Below are 26,382 nucleotides of genomic sequence, written 5' to 3'. Positions count from 1 at the left end.
GGGAAGCCTATAAATAGGCTTCCCTTTTCTGTTGAACTAATTAGTTTTGACTTTTACTTTTTAATAGATAAAAGCTAAATATTGCAAACACACATACCTGAGCCACAATACCTTGCCATGTCGATTTTATACCAAGCCATGCAATATCAAAGCTCATCGGCAGCGACGCAATACCTATTATATCGGCCTCTTGTAATGCAATAACGGCTTTGCCCATAAGCACAAACGAGAGTGCAAATAGTAGGTAAGTGGTAATGGCAAAAAACTTAGCCACCGGTAATTTAATTGAGTATTTAATTAATACCCACGTAATAATAGCCAGTATTGCTATAGCTATCGCAAAACCCGATGCAATAGATGAATATTGAGCAGGTGAGCTTTGCGTTAATAATGACTGATAAAACAATACGGTTTCGAATACTTCTCGGTATACGGCAATAAAAGAAAGCCCCGCTAATCCCCATAATGTACCCGACTCAAGGCGCTTATCTATATTGTCTTTTATGTATTTTTGCCATTGCTGCGCACTTGTTTTACTGTGCATCCATACGCCAACATACAGTAAAATTACAGCGGCAAACAATGCGCCAACACCTTCCATTACTTCGCGGCTCGCACCACTTATTTCTATTAATGTTTGCGCAGCAGCCCACGTTAAACCACCAGCAATAAGTGCTGTTATCCAACCAATATGTACATATTTTAGCGCATCTTTGCGTTTAGTTTTAATAAGCACAGTCATAAGGGCAATAATAACTAAGAGTGCTTCTAAGCCTTCTCGCAGTAATATAACTAAACTTGCTGAGAGTAGCGCGCCGTCAGTTAGCTTAGTTTCGTTTAGCATGCTATCTGCTTTAGCGAGTTGAGTTAGTGCGGCACTTACTTTTTCGGCAACAACAGCCGTATCTTTTTCGTTTTTGAATGTTTGGCGCAGGTTCATCAGTTGTACTTCGATGTTTTTACGCAGTGTTTCATCGTAGGCATTTAAGTTGTTTTCAACAAGCTCAAAGCCATCTAAGTATGCGCTAATTGCTAAATCACTTGCTTGTGAGTAATTGCCTTTAGCATGCGCTGCTTGCGCTGCAAGTAACTGCGTGCGAGTAACTGTTATCGGATTTTTGTTAGCGCTAAATAATTGCTCTGGATTACCACGAAGCCATTTAACGTAATGTGCTTGTGCTTCACTTTGACCTGCCGATAATTGTGCGGGGTTTAGGTTTACAATCTGCGAAGCGGTAATGTTTTGTTCTACAGTTTGTGGTTTTTGAACATCTTTAAATGCCAAGCTACCTACATAAAAAGCTAAAGACCATCGTTGTTGTTCATTAAATTGGGTAAAAGCAACCATAGGTGTGTCGTCAATGCCGTTACTTACAGCGTCAAACAACCCCATTAAAGAGCGGTTTGTTGCGCGTTCTTCATCGGTAAAGTTGGTAGGCTCTGGCGATAAGTTTTTTGCAAGCGGGCCGTCGCCTTGACCATTTGGGCCGTGGCACATTGAACAGTTAGCAGCAAAAAGCGCTTTGGTTTGCTCAACGGGAAGTAGTGATGTAGGTAACGATAATTGCGGCATAAAGGTAAGTAGTGACTCACGAAGTGCTGAGCTTGCTGCACGTACATCTACAACACTCGCTTTATTAGCAATCGCTGTATGCAGTGCTTTAGCTTGTGCCTTTACTGTATCAAACTCATTGGTTTGGCTTGATAGCTGTCCAGCTTGCTCAATAATGACGTGCGAAAATTCAGTCATTTCTTGATATTCGTCAGGGTCTAGTATTTCACCATTTCCAACAGCTGCCACGTAATCTACACCTACATACTCTGCAAGCTGTGCAATTTGTTTTATTTTTGTTTGCTCATTAGGTGAGGCCGACACATTAAAGCTTGCCATAGCCATTATAAAAAACACAAAAAAACAATGAAATTGATGTTTGCCTAGAGATACAAAATTAAAAAACACGTGAGAATTATTTTTGGACATTGAAAAGCCCTACAGAGGAAAAGCCAAAATTATAATTGTTTTCATTTGTATTTCAAGCGGATTAATTTAAACAAAGCAGATAAATAAAAAGGATAACAATTTATAGAACTTTAAAGTGTTTTTGTAACACGAGAGTAACAGTAACCAAGTGATTTATATAATAACTTGGTTACTGATTTGATTGCTCACAAAGCATTTATTACTTTGCTTGCTCAGCTGACTTAATGCTGCTTTGAATAAGCGGCGAGATAGTTAAACCTTGTACAATAATAGAAAATATAACCACAACGTAAGTAACAATAACAATAAGGTTGTGTAAGTCAGAGCCGCCTACAAAAACTTGCTCGCGAGGGATTGCTGCCGCCATTGCAAGTGCAAGTCCGCCACGTAAACCACCCCAGGTTAAAATTTTAACACTGTGTTTATCGTAACTTCTAAAGCGTTTAAAGATAACAAAAGGTGCGCCTACGCTAATAAAGCGTGCTAGTAATACAGCCGGTACCATTAACAACCCTAAGCCAATTTCCCCGATTGTAATAGGCATAGTCACAATTAGCATACCAATTATTAAAAACAGTAGGGCATTTAAAAAGCTATCGGTTGCATGCCAAAAATCTTTTACGTAACGAGTGTCTTCAGGCCCCGTGCGCTCGGTTGCTTTAGTACGAGTAATGTTACCCATTAATATGCCGCTCGTTACCATGGCAAGTGCGCCTGATATTTCCCAAATATTTGCAGCAGCAAAACCTGCAGTAGGAATAGTTAAGGTTATCAATAAACGAATATTTACATCGCGGCTGTTAATAATTAAAAAGTGGCCAACCAAAGCAATAACCAAACCAAACGCAATACCGCCTAGGGCGTCTACAAAAAAGAGTTCTGCTATATCGCCAAATTGTGCATCGGTGCCATAAAAAGCAACCGAAAAAATGGTCGTAAATATTACTAAACCAATACCGTCGTTAAATAGCGACTCACCTTCTACTTGAATTGAGATTCCTTCTGGCGCTCGCATTTGTTTAATAATAGCAAGTACAGCAATAGGGTCGGTTGGGCTAATAAGCGCACCAAATAATAAACAATAAATAAAAGGCACTGGCCAGCCAAGAAAAGCAAATAAGTAAAAGCTTAAGTAGCCAACAATAAAAGTAGAAACAAGAGTGGAAAACAGTACCAACACCGTTATTTCCCAGCGTTGTTTTCTAAGTGCTAACAGGTTTATTTCCAGTGCACCTGCATAAAGCAAGAAACCTAACATACCTTTGAGGAGTAATTCGTTAAAGTTAATACTCGAGACGATTTTTGTCATTTCAAGTGCGTTTTGATCGCCTAATAATTTTACTGCAACAATCAAAAGTAAAGAAATAACAACCGAGCCTGTAGTTATTGCAATAGTAGTTTGCATTTTGAGGATGTACTGATTTGCAAATGCAATAAAAATTGCAAGTGCAGAGAGAAAACAAATGAGGTACCAAGCATTCATTTAATAACCTTAATTAACGAGAAAAACATATGATTAAGCGGGATCTAAACATGCCTATGTTACTCCCGAGATATAGCTATGTCACAGTGTTTGTTAGACAATTTGTATTTTTATTTTTAATAAAAATAGTTTTGGTAAATAACAAATTAAAGATGTTAAAGCTTCAGCCGCGCCTTTAAAAATAGGTTTGTTTTTTAGGCCTTTTGTTAACTTTAATAGTGTTTGTATTGTAAAAATCACTTTATTAAATTTATACACTTAATTGTATTATTTTTATTTCAATATGTTACTCAAAGTAAATAAATGTTTACATTATGTTAATTAAGTGTTTTTAATATTCAGCGCGTTTTTATTAATCTGTTGAATTAAAGGCTTTTAATTTATTTTTTAATACTTTAATTGTAAATTTTTTGTTTCATTTTCAATTGTATGATTTGTAGCCTAGGGTTGCTTTAATCGGGAACAAGATGTACCGATTAATAAAAGTATATTCAAACAAATAAACAAATGGAGCGTAAACGTGAATTTATCAAAAATCACAATAGCAACACTTGCTGCCTTTACTTTGGTACAAGCAACAAGCGCAGTAGCTGCAAATAAAAAATATTTAAATCAACAAGCAAATATAAATAATTCAGCACAAAATGGTGTGTCTTCTGTATTGATGGTTAGCCCTGATCAGTTAGTAGGTTTAGAGGCAGGAAATGAGCTGGTTGTATTAAAAGAAATAAAAAGTAATAACGGTGATACAACTCGTCGTTATCAACAAGTATATAATGGATTACCGGTAATTGGAGATACGGTGAGCTTGACGTTTAACAATAATGGGCAACTTAAACGTGCTCATGGTGCTGCTGTATATGATATATCAAGCGATATTGACACAGTTACTCCAAAGTTAAATCAAAAATTGGCAGTAGCTAAGGGATTGCAAAAATCATCTGCAGCGATAAAGTCTGTTGGCTTAGAAAAACATAATGAAAAATCACAATTAGCCATTTGGGTTGATGAGCAAGGTGAAGCGCATTTGGTTTATGAAGTGTCTTATGTTACTTACGGAAGTAACCCATCACGTCCATATCAAATCATAGATGCAAATTCTGGAGATGTACTTTTTAGCTTTGATAACCTTCAACATGCTGATGCGACAGGCCCAGGTGGTAATCTAAAAACCGGGAAATACATTTATGGCACTGATTTTGATAGCTTAAATGTAAGTCAGACGGGCAATAACTGTTCAATGAATACCACAAATGTAAAAACCATTAACCTAAATGGTGGTACTAGTGGCTCAAGTGCATATTCATTTACATGTCCTGAAAATACCTTTAAAGAAATTAATGGTGCCTATTCGCCACTTAATGATGCACATTATTTTGGTAACGTAATTTTTAATATGTATAACGATTGGATTGGTACGCCGCCGCTTTCATTCCAACTGCAAATGCGAGTTCACTATAGTAGTAACTATGAAAATGCATTTTGGGATGGCAGTGCGATGACCTTTGGTGATGGCCAAAATACGTTTTATCCACTTGTTAGCCTAGACGTATCAGCTCATGAAGTAAGCCACGGCTTTACTGAACAAAACTCAGGTTTAGTTTACAGTGGAAAGTCAGGTGGTTTAAACGAAGCATTCTCTGATATGGCTGGTGAAGCGGCTGAATTTTACATGAAAGGCACAAACGATTGGTTAGTTGGTAAAGATATATTTAAAGGCAACGGTGCTCTTCGTTACATGAATAATCCAACACAAGATGGTAGATCAATTGATAATCAATCAAGCTACTCTTCAGGAATGGATGTTCATTATAGTTCTGGGGTGTTTAATAAAGCATTTTATAACTTAGCAACTACATCTGGTTGGGATACTGAAAAGGCATTTAAAGTGATGGCACGTGCAAACCAATTATATTGGACTGCAAGCACTAACTGGGATCTTGCTGGTAACGGCGTTATGGATGCAGCTTGTGATTTAAATTACGATCCAAGTGCTGTTAAAGCAGCCCTAAGTGCTGTTGGCGTAAACTCTAATTTAAGTTCGGGTAGTTCATGTGGCACAACCACTCCGCCAGCGGAAGATGAAGCGTTATCTAATGGCGTTACTCGTACTGGTATAAGTGGCTCAGCTAAAGAGCAGTTGTTTTTTACACTTGATGTACCAGCGGGTGCTAGCAATTTAGTATTTAATACTAATGGCGGCTCTGGTGATGCAGATTTATACGTACGATTTGGAAGCAAACCCACACTTAGCACTTATGATTGCAACAGTACAACTTCTACAAGTACTGAAAGCTGCTCTATAGGTAGTGCTCAAGCGGGTACATACTACGTTATGGTAGAGGCATGGAATGCTATTTCAGGCGTTTCATTAACAGGTAGTTATGACGGGTCTACTGGCGGAGGTGTTTCGCCAATTAACCGTACAGAAAGCAATGTGAGTGTTGCTTCAGGTGGTTGGACACGCTTTACGCAAAATTTAGATGCAGGGTATTCTTCACTCGATATTTCAATGGCCGGTGGTTCTGGTGATGCTGATTTATATGTAAATTTTGGTTCAGCATCTAGTACTAGCTCTTATGAGTGCCGCCCATATAAAAATGGAAACGTTGAAACGTGTACGATAGAAAATCCTCAAGCAGGTACATGGTATATAGACTTACAAGGTTATAGCGCGGCAAGCGGTATAACATTAAGTATTTCAGCCAATTAAGTTAATTTCTAGGGAGCATTCGCTCCCTTTTTTATTTTTCAAAACTCCCTCGTCTCAAAGGCAATACTCGACTTAAAAGGTATCAATTAATGAAACACGCGATAAAAATTATGCTATTCAGTGCTAGTACTTTATTACTTACCCAACCCTCATACGCACAAGACACTGAAAGTGTTTGGGTAACGATAGATCCCGTTGCAGCCAAACATTATAAACAGGTTCAAAACTCGTTTAAACCAAATGATGAATTATTGAGTATACAAGATACAACATTACAAACAGTGAATTTGTTAAAAATAAGGCCTGCAAATATTGCTCATTTAAGTGAGTTTATGCATGATAATTATCATCGCTGTGGAGGGTTTGTTGCTCACGATTCGTTAATCGAGGCTAATGAATACACTCAGCAGTTAGCTGCCGTTCAAAATCAAAATCTAAGTGCGTTAGCTGCTACATATAGCATTGACAATCCGCAAACAACTCAGCAATTAATAAATAGTATTAGTCCAAATAATTTGACGAACACAGTTAATTCGATGAGTAGCTTTTATAATCGCTATTACACGGCTCAAACTGGGGTAGATGCCTCACAATGGCTAAAAGATTACTGGCAACAGTTAGCAGCTACACGTAATGATATAAATGTTGATTACTTTACTCATAGCTGGGCGCAGTCGTCGGTCATTGTTACTATTGCAGGAGATGAAGAGGCTGATGAAATTGTCATTATTGGTGGGCATTTAGACTCAATTAATCAATCAAATCCAAGCAACGGTCGCTCACCAGGGGCTGATGATAATGCATCGGGGATTGCTGTATTATCTGAAGTGTTAAGATCGATTGTTGAAAATGATTATAAACCGCAAAAAACAATTCATATAATGGCTTTTGCTGCAGAGGAAGTTGGTTTAAGAGGTTCAAAAGATATTGCTTCATCTTATAAATCACAAGGAAAAAATGTGATCGGCATGGTGCAATTTGATATGACTGGAAACAATGGCAGTAGCGAAGATATTGTAATGATGACTGATTACACTACAAATGCTCAAAACCAATTTTTAGGTCAGTTAATTGATACCTACTTACCTAACATTACCTATGGTTTTGACCAATGTGGGTATGGGTGTTCTGATCATGCATCATGGTATCAACAAGGCTTTGCAGCATCAATGCCATTTGAATCTAGGATGGCTGATATTAATCCGCTAATTCATACACAGAATGACGCTAATTTTGATGCTGACCACGCTAGTAAATTTGCAAAACTTGCTGTGAGTTATTTAGCTGAAATGGCAAAAAATGCTGGTGATATAGTGCCACCAGCTAATAATGAGTTACAAAATGGTGTTGCAGTTTCTGGCCTTGCAGGTGATGCTAAAGCGCAGCTTATCTATACGCTACAGGTACCTAATAATGCAAGTAACTTAAACTTTACTACCTCAGGTGGCAGCGGTGATGCAGACCTATATGTTAAATTTAATACAGCGCCTACATTAGGGGCTGTTGATCTTTGTTTGAATTTTGTGCGTAAGCGGTAATCTCGTATAATTTACTTCGCCAAAAACAAACCTTACGAGATTACCATGCCCCGATTAATGCTCACTGATAAGTTGTGGTCGAAGCTAAAATCAATTTTGCTTGAAGATAGAGTTTATAACAAGCTTGAACACAGACAAACGATGGAAGGAATTTTATATCGCTTACGTGTTGGTTGCCCATGGCGTGACCTCCCTGAGTGTTTTGGTTTATGGAATACTATTTACCGCCGATTTCTACTTTGGTCTAAAAAAGGAATATTAATAAGGTTGTTCAAATCATTATCCGCCAATAGTGACACTGAGTGGGAATTCATTGATGGCAGTTATGTTAAAGCACATCAACACAGTACAGGTGCTGCGTCTCAACAAGAACAAGCGATAGCATTAAGTCGTGGCGGTAATACAAGTAAAATTCATTTAGCTGTTGATAGTTATGGCTTACCAATTGAATTTATTATTACAGGCGGCGATGTTCATGATAGTAAAGTGGCAAATGAACTGATTGAATTATTGCCCCAAGGCGATTTTGTTATCGCAGACAAAGGCTATGATAGTGAAGTCATTAGAAATAAGGTTCGAGAGAGAAACTCAAGCCCAGTGATCCCTAGAAAGAAAAATTCAAAAACAGGTAATGGTGATATTGATTGGTGCTTATATAAATATAGGCATTTAGTTGAAAATGCCTTTGCAAGGCTAAAGCACTTCCGTGCTATAGCGACAAGGTACGATAAATTGAAATTACAGTTTGAGAGTATGTTAGCGCTGGCATGTGCAATGATTTGGCTACCAATGTGAAAGATCAACAGCCCCTAGAAAATTTTGATTGTAAAAGTACAACATCATCGAGCAATGAAAGTTGTGATATTGCGAGTGCCCAAAACGGTATTTATTACGTTATGGTAGAAGCATGGAACGCTATTGCTAATGTTTCTCTTATTGCCAGTTATAGTGAAACAACAGCGATTGAACCCATTAATCGAACAGAAACTGATATTAGTGTTGCTACGGGAGATTGGGGGCGGTTTACACAAGACTTAGAAGCAGGGTATTCCTCTTTAAATATAACTATGGCTGGTGGCTCAGGCGATGCCGATTTATATGTGAATTTTGCCAGTCAATCAACTGAATCTGTATATCAATGTAGACCGTATAAAAATGGTAATGCTGAAACGTGTAGTATTACCAGCCCGCAAGCGGGCAAGTGGTATATTGACTTAAAGGGGTACAGCGCAGCTAGTGGAATAACCTTAACTATAAATGCGCAATAATAACTAATGGGAGCTCTGCTCCCTTATTTATATACTCAAACCGATTACTTAATTACTTGCCCTTGATGTTTAGCTTACGTAAAATCCCGCTATTATTTATTGTAAAGTGATTGGTATTATCAAACAACTGTTTAGCGCAACCGGACCTTTGGCGTTGTCTTTAGATGGATACACTCCTCGCCAACCTCAAATAGATATGGCTGTCGCCGTTGCTGATGCATTAAAAAACAGTTCGCAATTGGTCGTTGAAGCCGGTACTGGTACGGGTAAAACGTTTGCATATTTAGCCCCAGCACTTAAATCAAAAGGCCGAACGATAATATCGACAGGCTCTAAAGCCCTACAAGAGCAGCTGTACCATCGCGATTTACCTCAATTAGTGAAAGCGCTCAGCGCCTCTAAAAAAACGGCCCTATTAAAAGGTCGTGCAAACTATCTATGTACATACAGGCTTAATCAGCATGTTGCACATGTACCTACGGACGACTCTGATGTTATGCATCAACTAGCCATGGTTGCTAAATTTGCCAGCGAAACGCAATCAGGCGATTTAGCTGATTGTATTGGTATAGAAGATGATGCCAAAGTACTGCCTTATGTAAATTCAACAGCCGATAATTGTTTAGGTAAAGAATGCCCAGACTTTCAAAGTTGTTATATACGCAAAGCACGTTTAACTGCGGCCGATGCCGATGTTGTCGTGATTAACCATCATTTGTTTTTTGCCGATATGGCCGTAAAAGAAAGCGGCTTTGCCGAGCTTATGCCAAAAGCAGATGCTTACATATTTGATGAAGCCCATCAGTTAAGCGAAATTGCCAGCGATTACTTTGGTGAAAGTGTTAGCACTAAAAAGCTGGTGGACTTAATTAATGACTTACGTGCTATTTATAGAGCCGAAATTCCCGATATGCTGCAGCTCGGTAAAAGCTTAAATAAGCTTGAGACAAGCGTTGCTGATTTACGATTACAGTTTGGCGTTGATGGCAGCCGTGGCGATTGGCGTGAAAAGCTCAGTGATAAACAAATATGCGCAGCACTTCATCGTGTGATCAGTGATTTAGATTTTGTTTACCAAGTACTTAAGCTTTGCCTAGATAGAAGCGACAAAATTGAGCATCCATTTGAACGTGCACTTGCGTTTAAAGGGCAGTTAGAGCGGGTTTTTGATACAGCCCAAACCGGCTTTAGTTATTGGTATGAAACAACGCGCCGTTATTTAACGATTAATATAACGCCATTAAATGTATCAGCTAAGTTTGCTCAAATGATGCAAGACACGGGCGCAGGTTTTGTATTCACTTCAGCAACACTTTCGGTTGACAACAAACTAGCGCATTTTAATGCAAGCCTAGGTTTAAAACCAAAACAAAGCATGATGGTAGATAGCCCATTTGATTACCCTAATCAGGCGCTGCTGTGTTTACCTCGCTACTTACCCGAATCACACGCTGATAATATGCCCCATGCAATTGTAAAATTAACGCTTGAGCTTATAAAATCAGCACAAGGGCGTTGTTTTGTATTATTTACTAGCTATCGAATGATGCATTTGGTAGCCGAAGGGCTAACTACACAAATAGACTACCCAGTTTATATGCAAGGGCAAATGTCTAAGCGTATTATTTTAGAGAAATTTACCCGCCATGGTAATGCGGTATTACTCGGCACGGCTTCTTTTTGGGAAGGTGTTGATGTACGCGGCAGTACGTTAAGTTGTGTTATTATTGATAAATTGCCATTTGCAGCACCCGATGACCCATTATTACAAGCTAAAATGCAAGATTGCCAAATGCAGGGGAAAGACCCTTTTGCGCATATACAATTGCCACAAGCTGTTATTGCACTTAAACAAGGTGTTGGGCGTTTAATACGCGATAGCAAAGATAAAGGTGTACTTGTCATATGTGATAATCGCTTAGTTACACGACAATATGGCCAAGTATTTTTAAAAAGCTTACCGCCAATGCGCCGAACACGAAGTTTAGAAGATGCCAATAAATTTTTACAACAAATTAATTAGAGTAATAAAATGATAAAAAGTAACATTCTAGCCCTTGATGCTTCTACTGAGGCGCTTTCAATTGTTTTACATTTTCAGGGCCAAACATTTCATCATTTTGAAGAGTGTCCGCAGCAGCACAGCCAAAAAATACTTCCACTCGTGGATGAGCTGTTAACTAAAGCAAACTGCAAATTAAAAGATTTAGATGTAATCGGTTTTGGCCAAGGGCCAGGTAGTTTCACTGGTGTACGTATTAGTGTAGCAATAGCGCAGGGTTTAGCGTACTCAACTAACTTACCGCTAGTAGGTGTTTCGACACTGGCTATTATGGCGCAACAAGCGTTTGAACAAAACGGCAGTCTTAGTGTTTACCCAAGTATAGATGCGCGTATGGGTGAAATATATTTTGCCCATTACCAAGCGCAAAATAATTTAATGCTTTTAGTTAACCAAGAATGCGTTATAAAACCTGATTTACTAAATAATGATTATATAGCAACCACTGAGCCATCTGTAGCGGTGGGCACGGGTTTTAAAACCTATTCTGATGCGCTTAATGACTTTGAAAATGTGACAATTAATAGTGAAATTACATTACCCGATGCACGTTATATGCTAGCGCATGTTGAAGCCGCTTTTTTAGCGGGTGATGTTGTAAAAGCGAGCGACGCTCAACCTAAATATGTGCGCGATACGGTGACTTGGAAAAAGCTACCAGGACGTGAGTAATCATATTATTTGCAAATTGGTTGTTTTTAAATCATAATTTTATGCATTATTAAGGTTGGAGACGCGTAATGACGCTGCCTATTGGTTCAGGTTTTTTTACCGGAGATATTCCGGGTAGGGTTAGCTCTACCAAAGTTGTTACTAATAAACCACAGAGCTTATTAGACCAACCGGCTGCTAAAAAAACGAATACCGATTATGTAAAAAGCAGTGTCGAGGGTGTTGAACTGGCTAATCAGCTGTTTAAAAGCAGTGCTAAAAGCAATGAGTACAGGCAAACAATTTACGACCAACCGACAGCTCAAGTAAGCAAAGCGATTTCTACTTATACTGAATTTGCTAATTTAGAACGCAGAGCAGAAGTACAAAATTTAATAGGCGTTGATATATACGCTTAAAGTGCATTACCGCGCTTTACTTGAATATAGCTATAAGATTTAATAAAAAGCCCGAACATGTGTTCGGGCTTTTTGTCATTCAAAATGAAATACAATTTTTATTTTTCAATAAAGCCGATGAGTTTATCAGCAATATCGGTATTGTTTTGCGATCCAATAAATTGTTCACTGCCTTTACCATAAGCAAATACCTGCACGTCTACAGCGGTGTGTCCGCCGGTTGTCCAGCCAGTAAAGCTTGCATCGCTAATAATGCTTTTAACAGCTAAATTAAGCGCTTTTTCACCCATTTTTTTAGCTTGCTCAAGTTTTATTTGATTTTCAGTTGTAAATTCAATATTGGTGTTAGCAGTCCATACTGGCTTTAAATCATCAGAATCCAGTAAAAGTTGAGTTAGTTTACCAGCAGTTGCTTTAACACCTTTTACTACATCAGTTTCCCATTTGTATTGACCATGTGCGCCAAGGGTTAAACCGCCTGTTGAATGATCGGCCGTTATGACTAATATAGTGTCTTTGTTTTTATCAACATACGCTTTTGCTTGTTCTATTGATTTAGCAAAATCATCCATCTCAGCCATTGCACAGGCTATATCGTTTGCGTGACCACACCAATCAATTTGGCTGCCTTCAATCATTACAAAAAAACCATTCTTGTTTTGGTCATCTAGCAAATTGAGCGCTTTAGATGTGAGTTGAGTTAGGCGAGTTGGATTTTCATCAAGTGCGAAAGGCAGTCCTTTAGGTGCGTATAAGCCAATGGCTGGTATTTTTGTTATCTGGCCAAGGTTTTTAATATCGTCACCGTATTGATAACCAGCAGCTTTAAACTCATCAACTAAGTTACGGTCGTCTCTAATAAAGTATTGAGTACCACCACCGAGCATTAAATCGACAGGTAATTTACCTACAATTTTATTATCAATGTAATCGTTGGCGATATCGTCGTAGTTATTACGCGATTCATTATGTGCAGCAAAGCTTGCTGGAGTGGCATGATTTATTTGTGATGTTGCTACAAGCGCTGTTGTCATACCGCGCTCTTTTGCTATTTCAAGCATGGTTTTAACTGATTTTTTGTCTGTATCTACTGCAATTGCGCCATTGTAACTTTTATGACCGCTACTCAGTGCTGTTGCACCTGCTGCGCTGTCGGTTACATAAGTATGATCGTCAGGGTAAGTATGTGCCATACCTTTCAAAATTGTATCGAAAACAGTACCTTCAATCTCTTTAGTCGCAGGGTCATCTTTAAAATAGCGATAAGCAGTGGTGTAAGCCGGACCCATGCCGTCACCAATCATATAAATTACATTTTTAGGTGTTGATTCTGCGTAAACACCTGATGTGGCGCATAAAAGTGCCAATAAGCTGATCTGTTTTTTCATGGTTGTACCTTATGAGTGTACCTTATTTAATAGCCGCTTTTATTGTATAGACTTAGTATGATAAATAAATGAATATTTGTAAGAAACCATTTCGGTTGGTGGATTATTTAAGCCGATAGGTTATAAATAGTAATTAAAGCTGTCATTCACAGTATTTATACTTGTTATTATTTATAAAAACATGCAATAGATTAAAACGCTGTTTAGTTTTTAGAAAATTGATCTTTTCTTAAATTTAGGGTTTATTTAACTTATTGAAAATTAATGGTTACTTTGTTTTTTATTTATTGAGTGAAAGTCTCATCAAGGCTGAACAAATAGGGAGATGTTAGTGGTCTGACAACTTGTATGCTATAAATGACAATGCATTAAAAACAACAAGAGGTTTGGTATGCAGCCATTTAATATTCAAACCAACAATTTAAATATTCGTGGTCAAAAGAAAGGGTCGGGCGCTGATGTTGTAATTGCACTGCACGGTTGGCTCGATAATAGTAATAGCTTTGCTCCTATGCTTGATGGCGTTGAACCTGAGCATACTTGGTACTGTATTGACTTTGCAGGCCACGGTTTGTCATCTTGGCGAAGTCAAGATGCTCACTATTATTTTGTTGATTATATTGATGATTTATACCAGTTTATAAATGCGCTTGGTGTAAAAAAAGTACATTTAGTTGGTCACTCGATGGGAGCCATGGTGGCAGGACTTTTTGCTAGCTGTTTTAACGATTATGTTAAGTCGGTTACCTTTATTGAAGGCATTGGCTGCGTTACAACCCCTAGCCAAGATGTATGCGAACAGTTAAAAAATGCGGTATTAAATAGAGCAAGATTAAAAAATAAGAAATCGAGAATTTATAAATCGAAAACGCTAATTTATGAAGCACGCTCACAAACTACCGATTTGAATAATGAACTAATTATGCTTTTAATGAATCGAAACATAAAAGCAATCGATGGAGGGTTTGAATTAACGACTGACCCAAAGCTTAAAAATCACTCAGGTTTTAGGTTTGATGAAGCGCAATGTATTGGTGCAATAAAAGATTTAATTGCACCATGTCAATTAATTATAGGTAATGAAGGTTATACGTTTGTAAAACAGAATTTAGCTAAGTATATTAGTTATTACAGTAACTTAAGTGTAATTAATGTTAGTGGTGGACATCATTGTCATATGCAAAGTAGTAACGAATGTTTTGAATATATTCAAGCATTTATGGTGCAAAGTGGTGCACGTTAATTGTATATTGTCGATAAATGTGGGATTATTCCCGCATTAGAGTATTTGCTCAATTGTTAAAGTGCCTTACTTAGATTAAGGTTAATAAAAATATAATTATAAACAGGGGCTAAGAGTGGAAAAAATCTGGCTTAAGCGCTACCCAGAGGGTATGCCTGAAACAATCGATCCTGAGCATTACAACTCGTTACTCGAAGTGTTCGAAAAAAGTTTTAGTGACTACAAAGATTTACCTGCATTTACTAATATGGGTAAAACACTGTCTTATGACGAAATTGATACAGCAACCAAAAAAGTTGCTTCTTACATTCAAAATAATTTAGGTCTCAAAAAAGGCGACAAAGTCGCTGTTATGATGCCCAATTTATTGCAAACGCCGATATCAATTTTAGGTATTTTACGTGCGGGTTGTGTGGTTGTTAACGTTAATCCACTTTATACCGTGCGTGAGTTAGAGCATCAATTAAAAGACTCTGATACCACCGCAATTTTTATTCTTGCAAACTTTGCAGATACGCTTGAAAAATCACTTGCACATACTGATGTTAAACATATCGTAGTTACGCAAGTAGGCGATTTGGTTGGTGGCTTTAAAAAATACATTGTAAACTTTGTTGTTAAGCACGTTAAAAAAATGGTGCCTACATACAATTTACCTAATACGATTAAGTTTTCTGACTTGTTAGAAGCAGATGCAGATGCATATAAACGCCCGGAAATGAACTTAAGCGATTTAGCTTTTTTACAATACACTGGTGGTACAACGGGTGTATCTAAAGGAGCAATGCTGAGCCACGGTAATATGGTGGGGAATCTTGAGCAAGTATCGGGCTGTTTAGATAAAGTATTGGAACGAGGTAAAGAAGTTGTTGTTACCGCATTGCCGCTTTATCATATTTTTGCATTAACGGCTAACTGCTTAACCTTTATGAAATATGGTGGTTTAAACTTATTAATTACTAATCCGCGCGATATGCCCGGGTTTGTTAAAGAATTAGGACAAACAAAATTTACTGCCATTACGGGTGTTAATACGTTATTTAATGGCTTGTTAAATACTCCAGGTTTTGCTGAACTTGATTTTAGCCATTTGAAAATGTCATTAGGCGGCGGTATGGCCGTTCAACGTCCAGTCGCTGAAAAATGGCAAAAAGTAACTGGCTCAAAATTAATGGAAGGCTACGGCCTTACTGAATGTGCTCCTTTAGTGACTATCAGTCCTTACGATTTGAAAGCGTACAACGGTTCTATTGGCTTACCAGCGCCAAATACTGATATAAAGTTAATTCTTGATAATGGTGAAGAGGCTGCACAAGGTGAGCCTGGTGAGCTATGCGTTAAGGGACCTCAGGTAATGCTTGGTTACTACAAGCGACCAGATGCAACCGCTGAATGTTTAAAAGATGGTTGGTTTGCAACAGGTGATATTGCAACCTATGATGAGGAAGGTTTCTTTTTTATCGTCGATCGTAAAAAAGACATGATTATTGTTTCTGGTTTCAATGTTTTCCCAAATGAAATTGAAGAAGTTATCGCTATGCACGAAGGTGTGCTTGAAGTAGCAGCTATTGGTATTCCACATGATGCAAGCGGTGAACAAGTTAAAGTTTTTGTTGTAAAAAAAGACCCTTCTTTGACTGAAAAAGATATAATAAATCACTGTCGTGATAATTTAACTAATTATAAGGTTCCCAAGCTCGTTGAGTTTAGGGATGAATTACCTAAAACTAATGTAGGTAAAATACTCAGAAGAGCCTTGAAAGATTAGCAACCTATAAAAAAGCCGGCAATAGCCGGCTTTTTTATTGTAGGAGACTAAGTGCAATATCAATTAATCGAAACACAAAATCAACTGAACACTTTTGTTGAACAAATAAAAAACAAGCCTATTTTAGCTATTGATACCGAGTTTATGCGTCGTCGCACTTTGTATCCAGAAGTTGCACTTATCCAAGTATTTGATGGCGAGCATTTAGCTCTGATTGATCCACTGGCTGAACTTTCTTTGTTTGATTTTTGGCAAATATTAAAAGACCCCACCGTACTAAAAGTATTACATTCACCTTCAGAGGATATTGAAGTATTTCAAAAATACGCAGGCTTTGTCCCTGCGCCGTTATTTGATACACAATTTGCACTGCAATTGCTAGGTGAAGGCAACTGTATGGGTTTTGCGCTTATGGTAAAAGAGCTGCTGGGTATTGAAATAGATAAAAGTGAATCGCGTACTAATTGGTTGCAACGTCCGTTAACGACTAAACAACTTGATTATGCAGCAGCTGACACATTTCATTTGCTGCCGTGTTTTAAATTAATTATTGAACGTATCAAAGCAGCTGATTTATTTGATATTGTTATTAATGAAAGCGAATTAATTGCTAATAAACGTGCGTTTCAAACACCCGATGAGCTTTTATATAAAGATATTAAAAATGCATGGCAACTTAAACCACATGAGCTGGCTGTATTAAAAGAGCTTGCTGTATGGCGACGAAATAAAGCAATTAGAAAAAATTTAGCGCTTAATTTTGTTTTAAAAGAACATAACATGACTGAAATTGCAAAACGTGGCCCTTCTAGTCTAAATGCTCTTCGTCAAATTCCTGGTGTTGAAGCTATAGAAGTTAATCGTTCTGGTGTTGAGGTACTAAAATGTATTGAAGCAGCTAAAGCAATACCTGAGAGCGAGCACCCCGAAGTACTTAAGCGCTTAATTGATTTTCCTACTTACAAAAAAGTTGCTAAAGATATAAAGCAAAAAATCACCAAAGTAGCTAAAGAGCACAATATACCAGAAGACGTTATGGCTTCTAAAAAGCAAATTAATCAATTGATCAGTTGGAATTGGAAGCTTACTAATGAGCAAAAAAAGAGTCATATAAAGCCTGACTTACTTAGCTCTTGGCGTTATTCATATGTTCAAGATGCACTAAAAGAGTGGGATACTTAAGATTAAATATACCCTTTAATTGTGTGACATTTATCTGTTGATTTGCATGGTGAAAAACTTTTAGTTCAGCGCAGAGGATCAAAGCATAGGTATTTAGAGCCGCTATTACAAAGCAGATATAAATAAAATGGGCGCTTTAAGCGCCCATTTTATATTTACTTCTTTTCTTCATCAGGTAACGTAACGTTTAGCTCAAGAACAGCTAGATCATCTTCGTTTTGATCGAATTGAACTTGTACCGCATCGCTACTTACGTTCACGTATTTACGGATCACATCTAAAATATCTTGTTTTAATTGTGGTAAGTAATCCGGCGTTCCTCGTTGAGAACGCTCGTGCGCGACAATGATCTGCAATCGCTCTTTTGCTAATGACGCACTGTTTTTCTTTTCTGAGCGGAAGTAGTCAAGTAAAGACACGTTAACCTCCAAAAATCCGTTTAAATAAGCCTTTTTTCTCTACATCTAAGAAGCGAAAATCGACGGTTTCACCGAGTAAGCGGTTAATAGCATCTGCATAAGCTTGCCCAGCGTCAGATTCACTGTCTAATATAACTGGCTGACCTGAGTTAGATGCACTTAGTACCGCTTGAGATTCTGGAATAACACCTAATAAATCAATAGCTAAAATGTCTTGTACGTCTTCGACTGATAACATTTCACCTTTAGCAACTCGATCAGGATTGTAGCGTGTTAATAGTAAGTGTTCTTTAATGTTTTCTAGGCCTTCTTCAGCACGTTTCGATTTGCTGTGTAAAATACCTAAAATACGATCCGAATCTCGAACTGACGACACTTCTGGATTAGTTGTCACAATTGCTTCGTCAGCAAAATACATTGCCATCATTGCACCGGCTTCAATACCAGCTGGCGAGTCACAAACAATGTAATCAAAGTCTTCTTTTAATTCGTTTAGTACGCGTTCAACACCTTCACGTGTTAATGCGTCTTTATCACGCGTTTGCGATGCAGGGAGTAAAAACAATTTATCAACACGCTTGTCTTTAATAAGCGCCTGATTAAGTTTTGCTTCACCGTTGATTACGTTTACAAAGTCATAAACCACACGGCGTTCACAACCCATAATTAAATCTAGGTTACGTAAACCAATATCAAAATCTATAATAACAGTTTTATAGCCTTTTAGTGCTAAGCCTGTGCCGATTGCAGCACTTGATGTTGTTTTTCCAACACCGCCTTTACCTGAGGTAACGACAATTACTTTTGCCATGAGATTTATCCTTTAACCAAAGCTGAAATTTCTAATGATTCATTTTTTTGTTGTATTTGCACGGCGTTTCCCCAATGCTCACCTTGGAGTGAATCACTGATCCAATAATTACCATTAATGGAAACAAGCTCTGCCTCTAATTTTTGGCAGAATATATGTGCATTTTTTAATCCTTTTGCACCGGCGATAGCCCGCCCGCGAAGAGTTCCGTATATATGCACATTACCATCGGCAATAACTTCGGCGCCATGACTTACAGCACCTAACACAATTAGGTCTCTGTCTTTTGCATAAACTTGCTGTCCAGAACGAACTGTACCGCTAATAATTTGCGCTGGTAAATGCACTGTTTTTTCTACAATCGACGTATTAGCCTCTTGTTTAACAGGCTCGCTCTTAACGTCTTGTGAATAATTCAAAACAGATAAGCCAGCAGCTTTAGCTTGTGTATGTTGCTCATCTGAGCCATTACATACACCAACAGCGTTAAAGCTCATCCGCTCGATTAATGATTTTAAGTGAACAAAATCGAGTGAACTATTTTTTATCTCAATTAAGTTAACAACAATAGGTGCACCCTCAAAAAACTTAGGTGCTTGGGCTATTTTTATATACAGTTGTTCTGCTAAAAGGTTTATATCAGTAGTATAGAGATGCAAAACTGATAACGTAAAAAGATTCCCTTTTAACTCAAAAATTTGGTCCGACATACACGCTCAATTGAATTGTCTGATCAGAAATTAATCTTAGATAAACATAGGCTGAATAAGGCCTTTAATGAAATTTCTAATCTAATTTTTCTAACTTATTATTACTCTCATGTTATAGTGTGCGGCATTGTTAAGCAAGAATTTATAGGGCCATAATGCTCACTGCAGTATATAAAAGTAAGAAAAAAGCGGATACGTTCTTATTTGTTGAAAAAAGAGATGATTTTAGTAAAGTTCCGGAACCTTTGATGACTATGTTTGGTCAACCTGTTTATGTGATGATCATCAATTTAGCAAAACGTGAGCATTTAGGTGGGGCAGATTTAGAAACTGTAAAAGCAGCGTTATCAAACCCTGATAAAGGCTACTACTTACAAATTCCACCACCTGAGCAAAATTTGCTAAGCCAATTACGAAAAGACAATGGAGTCGATAGTGATTAAAAAACTTATCGTTATATTATGTGGTGTATGTTTAAACTCACCTGTGATTGCAAAAACTCAGGCTGATTTTCAAGATTATTTAGCTAATTTAAAGCAAGAAGCTATTGCAAAAGGTTATGAGGCCAAACTTATTGACGATGCGTTTGCAACAGCAACGTATAAAGAAAAAGTGGTTTCGGCTGACAAAAACCAGCCAGAAGTAAAAGAAACCCTTGAAACGTATTTACCAAAACGTGTACCACAATGGAAAATTGACCGTGCACGTAAGCTTTACGCAGAAAACAAAGAGGTACTTGAAAAAGTAGCGAAAGAGTTTGGCGTACAAGCACGCTTTATAGTCGCGCTTTGGGGACTTGAAAGTAACTTTGGCACTATACAAGGTGGTCATAACGTTATTTCATCATTAGTGACGCTTGCTTTTGATGGACGCCGAGAAGCACTTTATAAACGCCAGCTTTGGGCTGCACTGGATATTTTAAAATCAGGTCATATAACGCTTGATAAATTTAAAGGCTCATGGGCAGGCGCAATGGGGCAAACGCAATTTATGCCTACCTCTTTTAATGCTTACGCGGTTGATTACAATAACGATGGTCGTAAAGATATTTGGACTACAAAGGAAGATGCATTTGCTTCAATCGCTAATTATTTAAAGCAAGAGGGTTGGAATGACTCACTTACTTGGGGTCGCCAAGTTCAGTTACCTGAAAATTTTGATAGTAAATTTGTTTTAGTTCGTGGAACAAAAACACGCAAGAAGTGGTTAGAATATTGGAACGACTCAGAGCGCTCATTAGCTGATTGGCAAGCACTGGGTGTTCGTAAAGCTGATGGTTCTGATTTACCTAATGTAGACGTACGTGCTGCGCTGGTTATGCCTGATGACATAAATGGTCGTATGTATTTAGCCTACGATAACTACAAAGTGTTTATGCATTGGAATCGCTCGTATTACTTTGCTACTAGCGTAGGTTACTTGTCGGATAGAATTGGTTATCCAAAAATCTAATTTTTGAAATATACCTATAAATAAAGCCGCAATTGCGGCTTTATTCTTTTTTGAATATCTTATCTTTTAGGTCAATAACTTTACCAATTCCAGAACCTAGCTTCATCAGTTTATTAAGTTGCTCTGGCGTTAAACGTTGCAGCTCTGATGACCATTTAGTGACGGTTTCAAGTAGGTTGTGAATTTCCCCCATTTGTTTTTGCGCGTAAAGTTCATCGTCATTACTGGCTTCGTCTAATAAGTTATCGCGTAGAAGCGTAAGCGTTGGCTCTATTTCTCGTTTTTTTCGTTCTTCGAAAACACGATTAGCCATATCCCAAATCTCACCTGCAGGGGCGTAGTATTCTTTTCGATCTCCAGGTATATGTTGCACCTTAATTAACTGCCACGATTGCAGCTCTTTAATGCCCATACTTACATTACCACGAGAAATACTAAGCGCATCTGCAATCTCATTAGCTGTCATTGGGTTTTTAGTAATAATCAACAAACCACACATTTGTCCGATGGTACGATTGAATCCCCATCGGCTGCCCATCTCACCACAATGCATTACAAAGGCAAAATTTTTTTCGGATAAACTCATAGCTTAGTAACTTTCAGTAATTTCAGAAAGTAAATGCTAGCACGCTCATTATGGATAGCAAGATCTTACGCAGTGTAAAATTTGTTTTTCGCTACTAAAGTTTGATTTAGATTAACTTGTATCCGCCTATATTAGGTTATGTTATTTAAATAACCTGACGAAAATACTTTTTTTAACTTACGACTTCTTACATACGATGGAATGATTATGAAAGCTGCAATAAATAATGAATATAAAGGTAAATTAGAAATTACTGACCTGCCAATTCCTGAGGTTGGAACTAACGATGTACTAGTAAAAATAGCAGTCTGTGGTGTTTGCCATACTGATTTACATGCCTGTCATGGTGATTGGCCTGTAAAACCCAAAATGCCACTAGTACCAGGGCATGAAGGGGTTGGTGTTATTGAAAAGCTAGGCAGTAACATAAAACACCTTAAAGTTGGCGATAGAGTGGGTATTCCTTGGTTATATAGTGCATGTGGGCATTGTGAGTTTTGTTTAGATGGTAAAGAAACACTGTGTTTATCGCAGCACAATACTGGTTATTCTATTGATGGTAGTTATGCAGAGTATTGCTTGGCCCATGGCGATTACGTTGTAAAAATACCAGAGGGGTTAGGATTTTCTGAGGCGGCTCCATTATTTTGTGCAGGCGTTACAACCTATAAAGCATTAAAAGTATCCGGTGCTAAACCAAGGCAGTGGGTTGCTATTGTTGGCGTCGGTGGTCTTGGGCACCTAGCGGTTCAATACGCCAAAGCAATGGGTTTGAATGTAATAGCTGTTGATACAGGCAAAGAAAAACTCGCGCTTGCTAAAGAGCTTGGCGCAGATATAACACTCGATTTTAAAGACGTGGTTCCGAGTGAAGCTATTTTCGAACAAGTAGGTGGCGCGCATGGTGTTGTGTGTACTGCGGTCTCTAAAGCAGGGTTTGAACAAGCTTATAAAAGTGTACGCCGTGGCGGTAAATGTGTATTAGTGGGATTACCTCCAGAGGATATGCCACTTCCTATTTTTGATACAGTGCTCAATGGCGTGTCAGTAGTGGGCTCTATTGTTGGTACACGTAAAGATTTGCAAGAATGTTTAGAATTTGCTGCTCAAGGTAAAGTAAAAGCAATTATTGAAGAAAAGCGCTTAGAGGACATTAACGAAATTTTTGACGATATGCTCAAAGGTGAAATTAACGGTCGCATAGTGGTTACTATCTAACTTAAATTAAACGCTCATCAAACAAAAAAGCACGGTTTCTAAAAAACCGTGCTTTTTAAGTATTTAACTAGGGGCTGTTGATCTTTGTAGTATATATATTAATCAGCCCATATTGGTAGCCACATCATAGTGAATGCTAAAGCGAGCATGGAATGATAATTCCGCTCAAGCTTTTCATACCGTGTGGCTATCCCTCTATATTGTTTGATCCGACCAAAGGCATTCTCAACTAAGTGCCTATATTTGTACATGCACCAGTCAATATCTTCATTACCCACTAAACTGTTATCCTTGCGTGGAATAACGGGTGTAGCGCTATTGTCACGAATAAACTCTCTTAGTTTTTCACTATCGTAGCCTTTATCTGCGACAACAACATTACTCGTTGGGCAATTGGCTACAAGTGACTCTGCATGGACGATATCATGCGTATTTCCACAGGATAATTCATAATAAACAGGCAATCCTCCGCTATCTACTGCAAGATGAATTTTAGTCGAATTACCACCTCGACTCTTACCGATTGATTCATTGTCAGCGGTTCTTGCACCGCAACTATGCTGGTGAGCCCTGACAATACTGCCATCAATAAAGATCCAATCCATATCAGCATAGTGGGATAACACTCGAAATAATTCATTCAAAATATCTTTTTTGGACCATAAATTAAATCGTCTATAAATAGCACTCCACGAGCCGAAATAAGACGGTAAATCTCGCCAAGGAATACCGGTACGCATCCTATAGAGTATGCCTTCGAGCGTTTTTCTATGCTCAGGCTTATTATAAATTCGACCACTTAAGTGCATTACTTTTGATAAGACATTCCATGTCGCGTCTGTTAACATTAATCTTGGCATGAGGGTTCGTGTAATGTTTTTTAGCGAATTCAATTATACCTTATCCTTATGCTGTTTGTTTTTTATACCGCAAAGATCAACACGCCCTAGTTATAGTGTGTAACTAAAACTTAGTTTTGCATTACGCTCTTCCCCTGGCATACCACCTAAAAACATTGCTTTTGAGTAATACTTTTTATTGAACAAATTATTTAAGTTTAACTGCATATGCCATTTATCTGTGGTGTACGATACTGCTGTATCGTAAATCGTGTAGCTTGTTACATAACCATCAGGAATAGAGAACGAACTTGAATTAGTACTTCTGTTATCTACAAACGTAATACCACCACTTATATTTACTGCTTTAGGTAAGTTAAACATATCTGCGTAGTAGGTTACCCACGTACTTGCTGTTACGTAAGGCACACCTTTTTGGCGTGTGTCGTAACTGCTGCTGTTAGGATTACTTTTGTCACGGGCATCTTGATAAATACCGTTTACGTTTACTTTCCATTTATCGTTCAAGTAAGCGTTTAAATCAAGCTCAATACCTTTTGTTTGCTCTTTACCATCATAATAGCTTTCAGGTACATTTGAGCTTGATGTTACAGCGTCATAAAGCGGGTTTGCGTATTCTAAATTAGTACGAGAGCTTTCAAATACAACAACAGAAGCCAGTAGTTGGTCATCAAATGCTTTAAATCTAAAGCCTAAGTCGTTACTTATAGACTCTGAGTCTTCTCGGTCAGCTTCATTACCCGCCACAGAGCCTAATACACTATACGCTGTACGGCCTTTTGAATGATTTACAAATACAGATAAATCTTCAGATGGCTGATAAGTCGCACCAAGATTATACGTTAAGCCAGAATCTGACGTACTTGCTTCGGGTGTTGGTTCTGCACGGCTTGCGCTATAGCGCTCATCTACACCAAAGTGCTCGTAAGTTTGCTCAATCCGGTTATATGCCACGCCAATGCGTGTTGTAAGCTCTTCAGTTAGATAACCTACATGTTGAATGCCTAAACCCCATGCTTGTACTTTTTTATTATAATTGCTTGTTTTAAGCGGATCGTAATCATCAAAGCTACCCGATGGCCAATTTGGTTCTCTGATATCGTAAATATATGGTAATGAACCTTGGTACGTTACATCACCATCATTGTTTGTGAGTACGTAATCTTGATCCCATATTGAGAATTGTTTAAAACGAATATCTCTATCTTCGTAGTTTGCGTTAACAAGTAGTTCGTTATCTACGTCGCCTAGCATAAAGTCATAGCGTAAATCTAAAAAGTACTGCCATGATTTTTCATCGGCTTCTACTTGGCGGTATTCTTGGCGGCGTGCTGCAAACGGGTAAAGTACGCCGTCTTCAACTAAAGGTGCACGAGGGTCATTATTAATAATGCTACTGCGCGTTGAATAAACGTAGTTATAAGCACCGGTTTGGCGTGCAAAACTTGATGTGTAGTTGCGGTACTGTAGCTGCTGGTTTAAAAACAAATCGTCAGTAATGTAATAGTTATGCGTTAATTTAAAACGCAGTTCTTCACCTTCATTAGCATCTGCCATTGGCGAAATTATACCATTTGTGCCAAAGCTGTAAGGTGTTAAACCATCAGATGCCGATAGTGAATTAGCAAGTTGGTCGCGTTGTGCATCACTTAACTGTACGCCGCTTCCTGTCGGATCGTTTACTAAATCGGCACCAGTTACTTCACCCGCGCTTAAGCCGTTTGCAGTTTCTGCATTGTAAATACGAATAGGGTGACCAATAGAATCAACCGCTATTTCATCTTTTATATAGGCTGCAGAAAGCATGATGTTTTGTCTGTCATTAAGCACGTATTTAAGTGAGGTATAAATTTCGTCGCGATCTTCTTTTAAATCACGAAAGCCGTCACTTGACGCTGTTTTAGCCATTACACGATAAGCTAAATCATCTGTTATAGCGTTAGTGCTATCAAATGATAATGAATAGCTATCCCACTGGCCAAGCTCAGCCGCTACTTTGTGTTTTTCTTCAAACTCTGGTTTTTTTTCAATTAGGTTAATTACACCACCCGCACTGCCAATGCCATATAAACCGGTTGCAGGGCCTTTTAAAACCTCAACAGATTCAACATTTGTAAGTGAACGAGTAGGATTAAATGTATTGCCTAAACCTGCGCCACCGTACATGCCATCGTAGGTGTAGTTTGCGTCTAAACCACGAATTACTAAATTATCACCAATACCATAGTTATTGCCAGCCTGCGTTAAGCCACTTACGTTCCTTACTAAATCTTGAAGGCTATCTACACCTTGAGATTCAATTAATTCACGGTCAATAACAACAACCGGTGCGGGTGTTTGCATTAAAGACATGTCTGACTTAGTCGCAAGTTCTGAACTCATAACCACGCGGTTTTGTTTTTCGTATACGCTTATACGTTCAATGTCTTCTTCCGCTGTGGTAACTGCAATAGCTGCCTGTGCATTTAAGCATGCAAGAGTAAGTAGTGAGTATTTAAATTTTTTCATGGGGTGATAATTATTCGCATTTAACTATTTGCGCGAATGATAATGGTTATTGTTTTTAAAGTGAATAAAAAATTCAATAATTTTTATTTAATAGAGTTGATTGCTTTATATTTGAGCTTTAA

20 protein-coding genes and 2 pseudogenes are annotated in these 26,382 nt (G+C 38.1%); 13 read left to right on the top strand and 9 right to left on the bottom strand.

Going from position 1 to position 26,382, the window contains the following annotated elements; translation table 11 throughout:
• Window positions 1–40: 40 nt before the first annotated feature.
• The gene (locus tag AC0VZ4_RS20745; RefSeq protein WP_475442214.1) at window positions 41–1,897 is read right to left on the bottom strand and encodes a cytochrome c/FTR1 family iron permease; all 1,857 of its coding nucleotides are present in this window, start codon (window positions 1,895–1,897) and stop codon (window positions 41–43) included.
• 283 nt (window positions 1,898–2,180) lie between these two features.
• A complete protein-coding gene (locus AC0VZ4_RS20740) occupies window positions 2,181–3,464 on the bottom strand; it encodes a cation:proton antiporter (protein ID WP_475442001.1) in 1,284 nt (427 codons plus the stop codon).
• A 520-nt stretch (window positions 3,465–3,984) separates the two neighbouring features.
• Between AC0VZ4_RS20740 and AC0VZ4_RS20735 the strand changes: the two genes are divergently transcribed.
• The 7 genes and pseudogenes from AC0VZ4_RS20735 to AC0VZ4_RS20705 all read left to right on the top strand — a co-directional run bounded on the left by AC0VZ4_RS20735 (window position 3,985) and on the right by AC0VZ4_RS20705 (window position 12,115).
• A complete protein-coding gene (locus tag AC0VZ4_RS20735) occupies window positions 3,985–6,177 on the top strand; it encodes a M4 family metallopeptidase (RefSeq protein WP_008138583.1) in 2,193 nt (730 codons plus the stop codon).
• 89 nt (window positions 6,178–6,266) lie between these two features.
• Window positions 6,267–7,685: pseudogene (locus tag AC0VZ4_RS20730) on the top strand (M28 family metallopeptidase); the annotation flags it as partial.
• Window positions 7,686–7,760: 75 nt separating this feature from the next.
• On the top strand, window positions 7,761–8,510 hold the full coding sequence (locus AC0VZ4_RS20725) for an IS5 family transposase (RefSeq protein ID WP_475439649.1): 750 nt from the start codon (window positions 7,761–7,763) through the stop codon (window positions 8,508–8,510).
• Window positions 8,511–8,524: 14 nt separating this feature from the next.
• Window positions 8,525–8,983 (top strand): annotated as a pseudogene (locus tag AC0VZ4_RS20720) (PPC domain-containing protein); the annotation flags it as partial.
• Window positions 8,984–9,089: 106 nt separating this feature from the next.
• Window positions 9,090–11,006, top strand: coding sequence for a DNA repair helicase YoaA (locus tag AC0VZ4_RS20715; protein WP_008138579.1), 1,917 nt, complete (start codon window positions 9,090–9,092; stop codon window positions 11,004–11,006).
• A gap of 9 nt (window positions 11,007–11,015) precedes the next feature.
• Window positions 11,016–11,717 carry a tRNA (adenosine(37)-N6)-threonylcarbamoyltransferase complex dimerization subunit type 1 TsaB gene (gene tsaB, locus AC0VZ4_RS20710; RefSeq protein WP_149614936.1) on the top strand — a complete coding sequence of 234 codons (702 nt, stop codon included), beginning with the start codon at window positions 11,016–11,018 and terminating at the stop codon, window positions 11,715–11,717.
• Between the two features lie 68 nt (window positions 11,718–11,785).
• The gene (locus tag AC0VZ4_RS20705) at window positions 11,786–12,115 is read left to right on the top strand and encodes a hypothetical protein (RefSeq protein ID WP_033029686.1); all 330 of its coding nucleotides are present in this window, start codon (window positions 11,786–11,788) and stop codon (window positions 12,113–12,115) included.
• 98 nt (window positions 12,116–12,213) lie between these two features.
• On the opposite strand, the gene AC0VZ4_RS20700 is transcribed toward AC0VZ4_RS20705, so the two are convergent.
• Window positions 12,214–13,503 carry an alkaline phosphatase gene (locus tag AC0VZ4_RS20700; protein ID WP_475442000.1) on the bottom strand — a complete coding sequence of 430 codons (1,290 nt, stop codon included), beginning with the start codon at window positions 13,501–13,503 and terminating at the stop codon, window positions 12,214–12,216.
• 391 nt (window positions 13,504–13,894) lie between these two features.
• Between AC0VZ4_RS20700 and AC0VZ4_RS20695 the strand changes: the two genes are divergently transcribed.
• From AC0VZ4_RS20695 to rnd, 3 genes are all read left to right on the top strand, one after another.
• The gene (locus tag AC0VZ4_RS20695) at window positions 13,895–14,746 is read left to right on the top strand and encodes an alpha/beta hydrolase (RefSeq protein ID WP_475441999.1); all 852 of its coding nucleotides are present in this window, start codon (window positions 13,895–13,897) and stop codon (window positions 14,744–14,746) included.
• A 115-nt stretch (window positions 14,747–14,861) separates the two neighbouring features.
• Window positions 14,862–16,514, top strand: a complete 1,653-nt coding sequence (gene fadD / locus AC0VZ4_RS20690) for a long-chain-fatty-acid--CoA ligase FadD (protein ID WP_475441998.1) — start codon at window positions 14,862–14,864, stop codon at window positions 16,512–16,514.
• Window positions 16,515–16,565: 51 nt separating this feature from the next.
• A complete protein-coding gene (gene rnd / locus AC0VZ4_RS20685; protein ID WP_033039985.1) occupies window positions 16,566–17,696 on the top strand; it encodes a ribonuclease D in 1,131 nt (376 codons plus the stop codon).
• A 155-nt stretch (window positions 17,697–17,851) separates the two neighbouring features.
• On the opposite strand, the gene minE is transcribed toward rnd, so the two are convergent.
• From minE to minC, 3 genes are read right to left on the bottom strand one after another with little or no spacing between them, the layout of a single operon-like run.
• Complete coding sequence (minE, locus tag AC0VZ4_RS20680) at window positions 17,852–18,115, bottom strand: cell division topological specificity factor MinE (RefSeq protein WP_007377619.1); 264 nt, start codon at window positions 18,113–18,115, stop codon at window positions 17,852–17,854.
• Window position 18,116: 1 nt separating this feature from the next.
• Entirely contained in the window at window positions 18,117–18,926 is an 810-nt protein-coding gene (gene minD, locus AC0VZ4_RS20675; RefSeq protein ID WP_007377618.1) for a septum site-determining protein MinD, read from the bottom strand.
• 5 nt (window positions 18,927–18,931) lie between these two features.
• Window positions 18,932–19,636, bottom strand: a complete 705-nt coding sequence (gene minC / locus AC0VZ4_RS20670) for a septum site-determining protein MinC (RefSeq protein ID WP_475441997.1) — start codon at window positions 19,634–19,636, stop codon at window positions 18,932–18,934.
• Between the two features lie 155 nt (window positions 19,637–19,791).
• Here minC and AC0VZ4_RS20665 point away from each other — a divergent pair, with 155 nt between their 5' ends.
• Both AC0VZ4_RS20665 and AC0VZ4_RS20660 read left to right on the top strand, forming a co-directional pair.
• Complete coding sequence (locus tag AC0VZ4_RS20665) at window positions 19,792–20,079, top strand: YcgL domain-containing protein (RefSeq protein WP_008134235.1); 288 nt, start codon at window positions 19,792–19,794, stop codon at window positions 20,077–20,079.
• On the top strand, window positions 20,072–21,088 hold the full coding sequence (locus AC0VZ4_RS20660) for a lytic murein transglycosylase (RefSeq protein WP_475441996.1): 1,017 nt from the start codon (window positions 20,072–20,074) through the stop codon (window positions 21,086–21,088). The genes AC0VZ4_RS20665 and AC0VZ4_RS20660 overlap by 8 nt, the downstream gene beginning before the upstream one ends.
• A gap of 40 nt (window positions 21,089–21,128) precedes the next feature.
• Here AC0VZ4_RS20660 and AC0VZ4_RS20655 read toward each other — a convergent pair whose 3' ends face one another.
• Window positions 21,129–21,674 (bottom strand): GbsR/MarR family transcriptional regulator, encoded by a 546-nt coding sequence (locus AC0VZ4_RS20655; RefSeq protein WP_033015088.1) that lies wholly within the window; start codon window positions 21,672–21,674, stop codon window positions 21,129–21,131.
• A gap of 207 nt (window positions 21,675–21,881) precedes the next feature.
• Between AC0VZ4_RS20655 and adhP the strand changes: the two genes are divergently transcribed.
• Window positions 21,882–22,892 carry an alcohol dehydrogenase AdhP gene (gene adhP, locus AC0VZ4_RS20650; protein ID WP_475441995.1) on the top strand — a complete coding sequence of 337 codons (1,011 nt, stop codon included), beginning with the start codon at window positions 21,882–21,884 and terminating at the stop codon, window positions 22,890–22,892.
• Window positions 22,893–22,990: 98 nt separating this feature from the next.
• On the opposite strand, the gene AC0VZ4_RS20645 is transcribed toward adhP, so the two are convergent.
• Together AC0VZ4_RS20645 and AC0VZ4_RS20640 are read right to left on the bottom strand one after the other, a co-directional pair.
• Entirely contained in the window at window positions 22,991–23,752 is a 762-nt protein-coding gene (locus AC0VZ4_RS20645; protein ID WP_475439680.1) for an IS5 family transposase, read from the bottom strand.
• Between the two features lie 90 nt (window positions 23,753–23,842).
• Complete coding sequence (locus AC0VZ4_RS20640; protein WP_475441994.1) at window positions 23,843–26,260, bottom strand: TonB-dependent receptor; 2,418 nt, start codon at window positions 26,258–26,260, stop codon at window positions 23,843–23,845.
• Window positions 26,261–26,382 lie beyond the last annotated feature (122 nt).

The organism is Pseudoalteromonas sp. QJM3NY_22 (assembly GCF_056173065.1).
The sequence above is the reverse complement of the archived record's forward strand: the minus strand, read 5'-3'. Positions and strand labels throughout refer to the sequence as shown.

Excerpts from the sequence above, each read along its gene's own strand:
- minC (WP_475441997.1), bottom strand. The coding sequence starts at position 19,636 with ATGTCGGACCAAATTTTTGAGTTAAAAGGGAATCTTTTTACGTTATCA.
- minD (WP_007377618.1), bottom strand. The coding sequence starts at position 18,926 with ATGGCAAAAGTAATTGTCGTTACCTCAGGTAAAGGCGGTGTTGGAAAA.
- AC0VZ4_RS20655 (WP_033015088.1), bottom strand. The coding sequence starts at position 21,674 with ATGAGTTTATCCGAAAAAAATTTTGCCTTTGTAATGCATTGTGGTGAG.
- AC0VZ4_RS20725 (WP_475439649.1), top strand. The coding sequence starts at position 7,761 with ATGCCCCGATTAATGCTCACTGATAAGTTGTGGTCGAAGCTAAAATCA.
- AC0VZ4_RS20745 (WP_475442214.1), bottom strand. The coding sequence starts at position 1,897 with ATGGCTATGGCAAGCTTTAATGTGTCGGCCTCACCTAATGAGCAAACA.
- AC0VZ4_RS20700 (WP_475442000.1), bottom strand. The coding sequence starts at position 13,503 with ATGAAAAAACAGATCAGCTTATTGGCACTTTTATGCGCCACATCAGGT.
- AC0VZ4_RS20695 (WP_475441999.1), top strand. The coding sequence starts at position 13,895 with ATGCAGCCATTTAATATTCAAACCAACAATTTAAATATTCGTGGTCAA.
- adhP (WP_475441995.1), top strand. The coding sequence starts at position 21,882 with ATGAAAGCTGCAATAAATAATGAATATAAAGGTAAATTAGAAATTACT.
- AC0VZ4_RS20645 (WP_475439680.1), bottom strand. The coding sequence starts at position 23,752 with ATGCCAAGATTAATGTTAACAGACGCGACATGGAATGTCTTATCAAAA.
- AC0VZ4_RS20740 (WP_475442001.1), bottom strand. The coding sequence starts at position 3,464 with ATGAATGCTTGGTACCTCATTTGTTTTCTCTCTGCACTTGCAATTTTT.
- AC0VZ4_RS20665 (WP_008134235.1), top strand. The coding sequence starts at position 19,792 with ATGCTCACTGCAGTATATAAAAGTAAGAAAAAAGCGGATACGTTCTTA.
- AC0VZ4_RS20705 (WP_033029686.1), top strand. The coding sequence starts at position 11,786 with ATGACGCTGCCTATTGGTTCAGGTTTTTTTACCGGAGATATTCCGGGT.
- tsaB (WP_149614936.1), top strand. The coding sequence starts at position 11,016 with ATGATAAAAAGTAACATTCTAGCCCTTGATGCTTCTACTGAGGCGCTT.
- AC0VZ4_RS20640 (WP_475441994.1), bottom strand. The coding sequence starts at position 26,260 with ATGAAAAAATTTAAATACTCACTACTTACTCTTGCATGCTTAAATGCA.